Origin of the sequence: Gordonibacter pamelaeae 7-10-1-b, from assembly GCF_000210055.1 — a bacterium.
Lineage (GTDB): Bacteria > Actinomycetota > Coriobacteriia > Coriobacteriales > Eggerthellaceae > Gordonibacter > Gordonibacter pamelaeae.
The window spans coordinates 964,260-965,874 of record NC_021021.1; the positions used below are offsets into that span (position 1 = coordinate 964,260).

Here is a 1,615-nt window from a genome sequence, read left to right on the forward strand (position 1 = left end):
GTTTCCGGCCGTGCGGAATCGCTCCCACGCTGGCTAGCCCCTTTCGTCCCACCAGCGGCTTTTCCACCGAAGACCTTTGTCGTCGATCAAGTGAACACAATAGCCGACCGCTCTAAAAAAGTCCACCTTTTCGACCAAAGAAATATGCATGCGGCTCTAAGCCGCCGCCGAGTTGGCCCACTTCTCGAACGTGCTCCGGGAGACTCCGAGGCGTCGTGCGGCCTCCCGGGCGCTGATCTCGCCTGCGCGCCATAGCTCGCGCACCCGTCCGAAATCGTCCGGAACGCGCTTGGGCGGGCGACCGAACCGCACGCCGCGAGCCCGAGCGGCGGCGATCCCCTCCGCTTGGCGCTGCTTGGTGTTGTCGCGTTCAACCTGCGCGACATAGGAAAGCAGCTGCAGCACCAAATCGGCAATGAAAACGCCGGTGACATCCTTGTCGACGACGCGCGTGTCGAGCAAGGGCATATCGATCACGACGACATCGACCGATTTCCGCTTCGTCAGCGTCCTCCACTGCTCGAGGATCTCGTCGTAATTCCTTCCAAGCCTGTCGATGCTCTTGACAACCACCACGTCGCCCGGCTTGAGCCGCTCGCACAGCTTTTTGTATCCGGGCCGGTTGAAATCCCTGCCGCTCATGTGATCCGTGAACACCAACGACTCCTCGACGGGAAACTGCGCCAAGGCGTCAAGCTGCCGGTCGAGGTTCTGATCTTTTGTTGAAACGCGTGCGTATCCGTATACCGTCATGGCTACCTTCCTCTCTTTCGAGAGCGGTCGGCACCTCGCACCATGACATGAAAACTCCCGCGCGGAAATGAACATTGCCAGCCCGAAGCATCCAGCCGCCCTTCCGTTGACTTCTTGTTGCTGGAAGGGGGCTCATGGCCCGCGATAGGCGACGCGACAAGAGCCTTGGCTGGACGATGAGGCCCTGACTCCCCAAAGGGCTGGTTCGGCGCCGCGCGCAAAGATCATGATGGTATATAGGCTTCGAAACAGCGACGAAAGGTTTTCTTGCGCGCTTAAAGCGCTTGAAACGGCGAGGGCCTCATTGCAAACGATCGACGAAGGCCCTGGAAATTCTGGCCCGCCGGACGCGCCGCAAGGCCCCGACCGTCTCAATCGCATCATGCCGAAGGCTAGTTACCTAACTTGTATCGGAAACAAAAACGCGTTGCAGGTTGCGGGGCTGCATGCTTTCCCGCATCAGGCGCATGGGATATGATAGCAAAATTCGACTAGGGCGCATTTTTCCGGCAATGCGAGAACCGCGAGGGACGGCGGGCGCGCGGTTGCGCCCGCCGTCCCTCTGTCGTTCGCTAGTCCAGGATGGCCTCGCCCAGGACGGAGTCGAAGCGCACCGACGTGCCGTCGGCGTAGGCCACGTTCCAGATGCGGTAGTCCAGCGTGCTCGGCACCTCGCCGCCTTCCCGTGCGCAGGACTCGCCCGAGGTGTCAACCCCGAAGTCCTCGCGGCCCCGCCCGTCCGACATCGAGGACTTGCCCTGCGCAGGCTCGTCGGTGACGACCGAGGCCGGAGGTGCGCTCTCCTCGACATCGACGGCCGCCTCCTCGGCCGCCACATCGGCCGGGTCGTCGCCGCGGCGCA

Annotated in this window: 1 protein-coding gene and 1 pseudogene; both read right to left on the reverse strand. The window is 62.2% G+C overall.

Annotated features, from left to right (window positions below):
* Positions 1 to 156: 156 nt before the first annotated feature.
* Complete coding sequence (locus GPA_RS04555; RefSeq protein ID WP_015539086.1) at positions 157 to 753, reverse strand: recombinase family protein; 597 nt, start codon at positions 751 to 753, stop codon at positions 157 to 159.
* 572 nt (positions 754 to 1,325) lie between these two features.
* A pseudogene (locus GPA_RS04560) lies at positions 1,326 to 1,615 on the reverse strand (hypothetical protein); the annotation flags it as partial.